This is a genomic window from Desulfovibrio sp. (assembly GCF_035644575.1).
GTDB lineage: Bacteria > Desulfobacterota > Desulfovibrionia > Desulfovibrionales > Desulfovibrionaceae > Desulfovibrio.
This window is the reverse complement of the sequence record NZ_DASQOG010000124.1, coordinates 1-8250: the sequence shown is the minus strand read 5'-3', so window position 1 is coordinate 8250 and position 8250 is coordinate 1. Positions and strand designations below refer to the sequence as shown.

At 57.0% G+C, this 8250-nt stretch carries 4 protein-coding genes and 1 pseudogene; all 5 read right to left on the bottom strand.

Going from position 1 to position 8250, the window contains the following annotated elements; genetic code table 11:
* Nucleotides 1–976, bottom strand: a pseudogene (locus VEZ52_RS07175) (histidine kinase); the annotation flags it as partial.
* A gap of 110 nt (nt 977–1086) precedes the next feature.
* Entirely contained in the window at nt 1087–3045 is a 1959-nt protein-coding gene (locus tag VEZ52_RS07170) for an HlyD family type I secretion periplasmic adaptor subunit (protein WP_324836219.1), read from the bottom strand.
* Nucleotides 3046–3117: 72 nt separating this feature from the next.
* Nucleotides 3118–5481, bottom strand: coding sequence for a type I secretion system permease/ATPase (locus VEZ52_RS07165; protein WP_324836218.1), 2364 nt, complete (start codon nt 5479–5481; stop codon nt 3118–3120).
* 222 nt (nt 5482–5703) lie between these two features.
* On the bottom strand, nt 5704–7104 hold the full coding sequence (locus VEZ52_RS07160; protein WP_324836217.1) for a TolC family protein: 1401 nt from the start codon (nt 7102–7104) through the stop codon (nt 5704–5706).
* A 515-nt stretch (nt 7105–7619) separates the two neighbouring features.
* Nucleotides 7620–8195: a rubrerythrin gene (rbr, locus tag VEZ52_RS07155; RefSeq protein ID WP_192113312.1), complete on the bottom strand. Its 576-nt coding sequence runs from the start codon at nt 8193–8195 to the stop codon at nt 7620–7622.
* Nucleotides 8196–8250: the final 55 nt, after the last annotated feature.

Genomic DNA, 8250 nt, shown 5'->3' with positions numbered 1-8250 from the left:
GCAAGGTCTGCTCCACAAGCCAGGGCAGGTTGGGCACGGGCAGGGCAAGCCCGTATATCTCGCGCTCGCCTTCCGGCAGGCCGGGATCAATACGTGTGCCGAGCGGCAGTTTTTCATCATGCAGCGACCAGCCGGGCAAATTTGACACGCCCGACACTTCGGTAGGCGCAATGCGTTGCAGCTTTTCACCAAAGGATTGAAGAATAAATGTATTGTACTGGCTGCCATTGCCCGCTTCGCCAGTGGCTGCGGCAGTTACAGGCAGGACGCTGTAGGTGGCCAGCAACAGGGAAACCACCCTGTCGCCGGTTGAATCCACATAGAGGGGCGCAAAAATGGGAAAGGCCATGTCCATGACAAGCTTGCCGTTTTCACGCCGCACAGGCATAAGAACGGGCTGTTTGCTGTCCAGAGCCTGCTGCAAAAAGGGCCGCTGCTCTTCATCGGGCGGCTGTACGCCCTCAGGGGCGAGGTACATCTGCATATCGGTATTAACAAGACTCGCACCGCTGAAACTGTTTTTCTCCATGAATTCACTAAGGTTGTTGACCATCAGCGGAAGACGCGGCGCAATTTTTTTCAGCGGATCCCCGTTGCTGACAGCGCCAGCCGGGGGCACGATATCCGCTTCTGCCCCGGCCTGACCTTGCCGGGCCAACAGCAACATATCCTTGGCGGGCACGCCCGTGCTGGCAACCTCTGCGGCGAACAGCCGCAGCATATCCTGCGTGACAAAAACATTTACCTGACCGGCAAGGGTGCCAGACCACACAGTGAGCAGGGCCACCTTGCCCGCAGCCTGGGAATTCATGTCCTGCCCCATCTCGCGCAGCAGGTGGGCGCGCGAGTCATGCAGATACCAGCGTGCAAAAATAAAAATCAGGCAGAGCGCCAGCACGAACAGTGCCGACATGGTCAGCGCCGCCTTGCGGTTGCGCTGGGCTACGCCTGGAAGAGTCAGTTCTTGGGGTGCCATATATATCTTTCCTTCATCGTGCGGCGCGTCTCAATAAATCTGTACAGGAGCATTCACCCTTGAAATGCTGGCTTACGGCGGGCTAAAGCCGGTCTGCCCCCATTCTCGCCCTAGCGCTCGCGCAGGGCGTTCTGCTTGGCCTTGAGAATGGGCTTGAGCAGATAATCCAGCACGGTTTTTTTGCCGATCATAATGTCTGCCGTCACCACCATGCCCGGCATGATTGGCAGAGATTCGTTGTGGTAGACTATGGCGTTTTTCTGGGTGCGGATCTTTACAAGATAAAAATGCTCGCCCCTTTTGTCTTCAATGGTGTCGGCGCTGATGGATTCAAGCTTGCCCTCAAGGCCGCCGTAAATGGAGAAATCATAGGCCGAAACCTTGACCATGACATGCTGCCCGGGGCGCAGAAAGGCTACATCCTGCGGTTTGACCTTGGCCTCCACCACCAGCGTGTCGTCAAGCGGCACAAGATCCATGATGGGTTCACCGGGTTTGACAACGCCCCCCACGGTGGAAATGTATATCTGCTTGACCGTGCTGCGCACGGGAGCGCGCAGTTCTGTGCGGGTCACGCGGTCACGCCCCGTAGAAAGATTTTCGCGCAGTGAATTGAGTTCCTGCCTGCGCTTGTTGATCTCGTCCGTAACAGCCGCGACCTGCTCGGCCCTGCGGGAGGTAATGCGCTGCTTAGATTCGTCCGCTGCGGCCTTGGCCTTGGGAATTGTGGCGGCGAGGGAATCTATCTGGCCCTGCAATTCCACTACCTTTTGCTGCATGCCGAGGTATTCCAGCTTGGAAAAGTTGTTGCGCTGCACAAGGGCGTAGGCCGTATTCTTTTGCTCGATGGAAAGCTCAAGGCTGCGGTCAAGCTGCACCTTGCGGGCCGTCAGTTCTTCCACGTCATGCAGGCGCTGCACATACTGGGACTGTAAAACATCAATTTCCGCATTGAGCTGTTCGCGGCGGCTGTGCCAGGCATTTTCCTGATCCTGAACGATCTGGTGAATGCGCTCCAGCATGCCCGCCTCCACCCTGCGGCCAATGACCTTTTCCGCCCACATGTCAAAATTTTCTGGAAAAACGGGCTTGTCGCCCTTGATTTCAGCTTCAAGGCGGATGATGGCGAGGCTGTTTTCCATGGCCTTGTTTACGGCGTCGCGATAGGCGCTTTCGGCCATTTCATTGTCCAATTGCGCCAGCACCGCCCCCTTGTCCACAATCTGCCCTTCATGCACAAGCACTGCGCGCAGGATGCCGCCCTCAAGGTTCTGAATGGTCTGGGTGCGCTGCGAACCAACAACCGAACCTTCCGCATGGGTCACTTCATCCACGCTGGCAACGGCCGCCCAGATGATCAGGCACAAAAAAAACAAGCCAACACTGATGGACAAGGCGCGCACGCCGAACTTGGGCCGCCGGGCAAGGGCCGCATCCACCTCGTTGGCAAAAAGGATATCATCGGGCGTCAGACCGCGCAGGGGGGCGTCCATGGCTGCGAACAGCCCGGAATTGCCTTGCTGCTGAGCGCCCATCATGGCGCCAGCGCCCTGCTGACCGCTCTTGCCCAAAATTCTGTCTACAGTTTCATGCAACGACTGCCGCAGGCTTTTATCCGGGCGCTGTTCATGCTCCCCGCCCATCAACAACTGACGCAAAAAAAGCTCAAGATTGCTCGGTTCTTTCTTTTTGGCGGCAGCATCCAGCCCCAGGGGCTGCATGTCGCCGGCATTCTGGCCCAGATCGGCCATCAAAGCGTCCAGATCAGGCAAACGGCCAGCGCCGGCATCCGAACCTGCCCCAGACGAGGCAGCTGCGCCAGAATCAACAGCAGATTCCTGCACGTTCTCGCTGCCGGGCATGGCTGGCAGCGGCGCGTCAACATTGGGCCGTGAAAAATGCGAGCCAAAAGGCATGCCGGGCATACCTCCCGGCTGCGGAAAGGCCGAAGGCTCCAGGCCAGGGGACAAGAGCACCTCGGGCTTTGACGTGCCGCATTGCGCCCCTGCTTTCTGCTCTGGCCGATTTTCGGCCTCGGTCGTATCCATAGTTTTCTGTGGCAACTGCATGCCCTTCTCCAAAAACCGCTGGGCGGTCATTTCAAAACAAAAAGCCAAGGCTCTTCAGCAAAGCCGAATTTTTCAGGCGTTGGCGGCATGGGCAAAGGTGTCCGCAGTTTTTTCCTGCGGGGTGGCCTGCTGCACATTGTCTACATTCTTTTTCGAGCGGTCGCGCAGGCTCTGCAACACTGCATCGCGGGGCCCGTCCATCTTGATCTGCCCGCCTTCCATGACAATGAGCCGATCCACGATGCGCAGCATGGAGAGCCGATGGGTCACAAGCACAAGGGTGCGCCCGCCAATGACCGATTGCAGCCTTTTTTGCAGCAGCAGTTCTGAATCCGTGTCCATATTGCTGGTGGGCTCGTCCAGAATGAGCACCTCAGGGTCGCGCACCAGAGCGCGCGCCAGGGCCACCGCCTGACGCTGCCCGCCAGAAAGCGCCTTGCCCTGCTCGCCTACCTGCGCGGAAAAACCAGCGGGATTGTTGCGCAAAAAGTCTGTGACGCCAGCCAGGGAGGCGGCGCGCAGAATGAGGTGATCGTTGATGGTGGGATCCCCCAGGGCAATATTGTCGCGAATGCTGCCGTAAAACAGCACCACATCCTGCGGCAGCACGCCCACGCGGCCACGCAGTTCCATGCTGGGAATCTGCCTGATGTCCACATCGCCAAACTTCACCGCCCCTTCCTTGGGCTGATAGAGGCCGATAAGGAGCTTTGACAGCGTGCTTTTGCCAGATCCCATGGGCCCGATAATACCCACGCGTTCACCCGGCTCTATGCGCAGCGAAACATGCTCCAGAGCCAGGCGTTCCTGCCGGGGATAGGCAAAAGAAACCCCCTCCAGAGTGAATGAAGGGCGCAGCATGCCAAAATCCATGCAGGTTTTTTCCGCCTGATTTTCAGAAGGCAGCATCATCAGCATGTCCAGCGCCTTGAGGGCCACATGCGAATTCTGCATACGGGTAAGTAGCGAGGCCATCTGGAGCAGCGGAGCCATGGTGCGCCCCACCAGAATATTGCAGCCGATAAGCGCGCCCATGGTCATGAGGCCGTCGGATATGCGGTACACGCCCCACACCACCATGGCCACCGTAACGAGCTGGGTAATGAGCATGGAAGATGTGACTGCAAGGTTGTTATACTTGCGGGATTCGCTGTTGGAGCGGGCCGAAAGACCCACCACCGATTCCCACAGCTTCTGCATGCGGCTTTCAGCCATGCAGGACTTGAGCGTTTCCAGCCCGCTTACTATTTCCACCAGCAGGGCGTTTTTCTGCATGTTCTGCTTGTAGCTGGCCTCGGCGCTCATGCGCGAACGGTGCTGGAGCAGCAGGCCAATGCCGATCATGATAGGCATGGCCCCAACGGACAGCAGCACCATAGGGCCGCCAATGAAGGCCGTAAGCAACAGAAAAATAACCAGAAATGGCAGATCAATGCAGGCAAGCAGACTTGAGGAGCTGAAAAATTCACGCAGTTGCTCAAATTCGCGCAGGTTGTTGACCAGCGCGCCCGTGGATTCGGGCTTGGCGTCCAGCCGCATGGAAAGCACCTTTTCCACCAGCGAACTGGAAAGCACGATATCCGCATTGCGGCCAGCCACATCCACAAAATGCGTGCGCAGGGCCGAAAGCAGGAAATTGAAGAGATATATGATGCAGATGCCGCTTGCCAGCACCCACAATGTTTCTATGGCATTGTTGGGAACCACGCGGTCATAGACATTCATCACAAACAGCGGGCTGCCCACGGCAATGAGATTGATGACCACGCTGGCCAGGGCCACATGTCTGTAGATGGGCGCGTAATACCGCAGCACATCCCAGAACCAGCGCTTGCCGTGAGCAATGCTGAGTCGTTCGGAACGGTCATCCGGCGCGGCTTCCACTGCGGCAAAGAGCGCATAGCCGGAGTATTCGTCCGTCAAGGCCTCGACTGGCACCAACTGCGTGCTTTCACTGGTTTCGGGAAAAATCACCTCGGCCATGTCGCCGTCAAGGGCCGTGAGCACGCACGAGCGGTCGTGGGAGAGCAACAGAATACACGGCAGTACAAGACCTGGAATATCTGCAATATCAGGACGATAAGCGATACGCCCGGCCAGGCCCGCCTTGCGGGCCGCCCGCAGGCAGGCCTGAGGCGTCACCTTGCTGCCCGAAAGGCCGGCCATGAGCACATGCGGCGACACTGCCCGCCCGCGCAAACGCAGCAGGACAGAAAGACTACGCAGCAGGCCGGGCATAAAATCCACGTCTGAAGGCCGCAACGGTCCCATGGTCGGCGCTGTGCGCGGTACCGGGGTTGAGTTGCGCGCTGCTGCGCCGGAGTCTTGCTCCAGTGCCGTGTCTGCTGTTTTTTGCGGAGCCCGGCTGTCGCCGGATTCCTGTTCAGGTGGTGTGGGCCGTGCCTTTTCCTCTGAATCCGCAGAAATTGTATCCATGCATATTCCATTGATGCTGATGGGGATAAATCGGCATCATCCTTTCATTATCTTCGCGCAAAGCGCCAGAGACCATCCCTCGGGGGAATTCACTCTACAAGCAGAGTCGCAAGCCGCGCGCCGCATGGGTCAGCCAATGATCCCGGCCTGGTAAAGAAGGATTTGCGCCCTTTAAAAAAGCGCCGCATGCCCCGGTTTAACCGGGGCATGCGGAAAGGATTGTCAGTTGAACCAGCCAGGAGCGAACTCCTCGCGAGGATCTTCCGGTTCTTTGGGCGCACTCTGTCCAAGTGGTCCTGTATTAATGGACATTTCTGGCAGCATGTTGCCCGTGAGCGCCGACAGCCTGTACGCGCCCACAAGAATATTGCCCCGGGCGGTTTCTGCCTGGGTTGCAGAATTGTACAGCTCGCTTTCTGTATCCAGCACATCCAGAATACTGCGCTTGCCAATCTGGAACTGTTCGATATAGGCGGTACGCGTGTACTTGTTGTACTCTATGGCTTTGGAATAGTGGTTGTACTGTTCCTGGGCAGCAAGGTAGTTGACCCAGGTGCTGTCCACATCCAGCTTGAGATCATCAATAAAGTTGTACATCACCTGACGCGACTGGCGCATGCGGGCTGAGGCGGCGCGGCGTTCAGCCACGTCGGCCCCGCTGTTGAAGATATTCCAGCGCACTACGCCCATGACGTCAAAACTGTACACCCAGCGGTCACTTGTGCCGCCAAGGTTGGTATAGTTGGGGCCTGCCTCAAGGTTGAGGGCGGGAGAAAAGGCCGAATCCGCAAGTTCGCGCTCGGCGCGCGAAGCACGGATATCCTGCAAATAGGCGGCAAGTTTGGGGTTGCTTTTTTTGGCCTTTTCCAGAACCGCCTGCGATGCGGTGTAAAGCTGGGGCGGCATGGTCACGGTCTGCAAGCGGCTGGCCGCTGGCAAGCCGGTAAGCCGGGTATAGGTTTCCTCGGCCACAAGCAGGGAGGCCTTGGTTTCAGAAAGGCTTGAAAGCGCCCGCTGCAAGCGCGACTGCGCCTGGGTTACGTCTGCGGCAGTGTCCGCGCCAAGGCTGGCGCGATCCTGGGCCTGCCCCACAAGAGCCTTGTGGTGGGCCACGTTTTCTTCGGAAAGCTCGTAGATTTTTCTGCGGCGCAGCAAGTCTATATGGGCGATAATCGCATCAAGAGAAAGCGATGTCGCCGTATCGAATACACGGTATTTTTGGGATTCAAGAGTGGATTTGGCAGTGCGAACGCGCGAACGGGTGGCAAAACCATCCCATATGGGTTGCACAAGCTGGGCGCTATAGCCCACCTTGCCCCACATCTGCGAATCAAGGTTCTGGTTGCGGGTGCTTGAATCGCTCAAGACGCTGCCGCCAGCCTGCCCTGTAACGTCAACGCGAGGGCCAAAGCCAGCTTGAGCGCGCCTTACCTCATGATCCAGCACCTCGCGGTTTTCGATCATGCCCCGCAGATTGTGGTGATTACGCAGAACTCCATAGATGGAGTCTTCGACCGAAAGCGGCTTCCCCGCTGGCGGGGGTGGGGGATAACCGGTTTCAGCCGCAGTGGCCGCCGTTGCCAAAAGCAGGGAAAAAAGTGCTCCCCAGATAATCTGTTTCACAGTTGACTCCTCAGCTTGAAAAATGCACCGTCCGCATTCTCCCGCTTGTGGGCATATCGACCAGTATGGACCACATTACACAGATGGCAGAGTCCCTTCCCCACCCATATAACGACATGCCTTGTATTAGCTGTAACCACTTAGTCCCAGTCCTGCAAGATATTTAGACGCCTTTCAAATGACCGGAAACTGCAAAAGGCAACCACCCGAACTATATTTATACGCAATAACTTTGCATAGTAGATATTTGATTACTTTTCAAATCAAACAGGGCACGCAGCAGCAATGCTGCCCCGCAACGGTGACATATCTGCGTCAGGCGCATGCCGCTTCGCAAAAAAGCGCCAGACCCAAAAGGCCTGGCGCTTGTGGTCGACGCAGCTCGACTGGTATCTGAAGAAATAACTCAGGGCAGGTACGTGAAAGACATCATATCATCCGCCGAGTGATTCTGGCACCCATCCCGGCTGTCTGCCGTTTTGTAAAAACGGGCAATGCCCCGGTGTTGATGTCGCTTAGAACGTGTAGTTAAGCTCTGCAAAGTAGGCCTTGGGATGCGCGCAGGCGGGGCACATCTCGGGAGCGTGGTCACCTTCCACAAGACAGCCGCAGTTCAGGCAACGCCATACCGTGGGCTTGGTACGCATGAACATGCGTCCTTCCTTGATATCCTTGGCAAGCGTAAGAAAACGCTTTTCATGGTAGGCCTCGGCAACGGCAATCTGGCGCATGACGGCAGCAACTTCAGAAAAACCTTCTTTGTCGGCCGTAGCCGCAAATTCAGGATACATGACGGTATGCTCGTGGTTTTCGCCACTGGCGGCTGCGATAAGGTTGGCTTCGCTGTCAGCGATGACCCCGGCAGGGTACGCCGCCGTGATTTCCACATCTCCGCCTTCAAGAAACTTGAACAGGCGCTTGGCGTGTTCTTTTTCCTGCAAGGCAGTTTCTACAAAAATTTCCTGCACCAGCACAAAACCGTCATTCTTGGCCCGCCCTGCAAAATAGTCATAGCGGTTACGCGCCTGAGATTCACCAGCAAAGGCTGTAAGAATATTTTTTTCCGTCTGGCTGCCTTTCAGCGATTTCATAGCGTCTTCTCCTTGGAATGATTGGTGGCTGCGCGCCTATTGGCGCAACGGCAAA

Coding starts and splice junctions, on each gene's coding strand:
- rbr (WP_192113312.1), bottom strand. CDS start 8,195: ATGAAATCGCTGAAAGGCAGCCAGACGGAAAAAAATATTCTTACAGCC.
- VEZ52_RS07170 (WP_324836219.1), bottom strand. CDS start 3,045: ATGCAGTTGCCACAGAAAACTATGGATACGACCGAGGCCGAAAATCGG.
- VEZ52_RS07165 (WP_324836218.1), bottom strand. CDS start 5,481: ATGGATACAATTTCTGCGGATTCAGAGGAAAAGGCACGGCCCACACCA.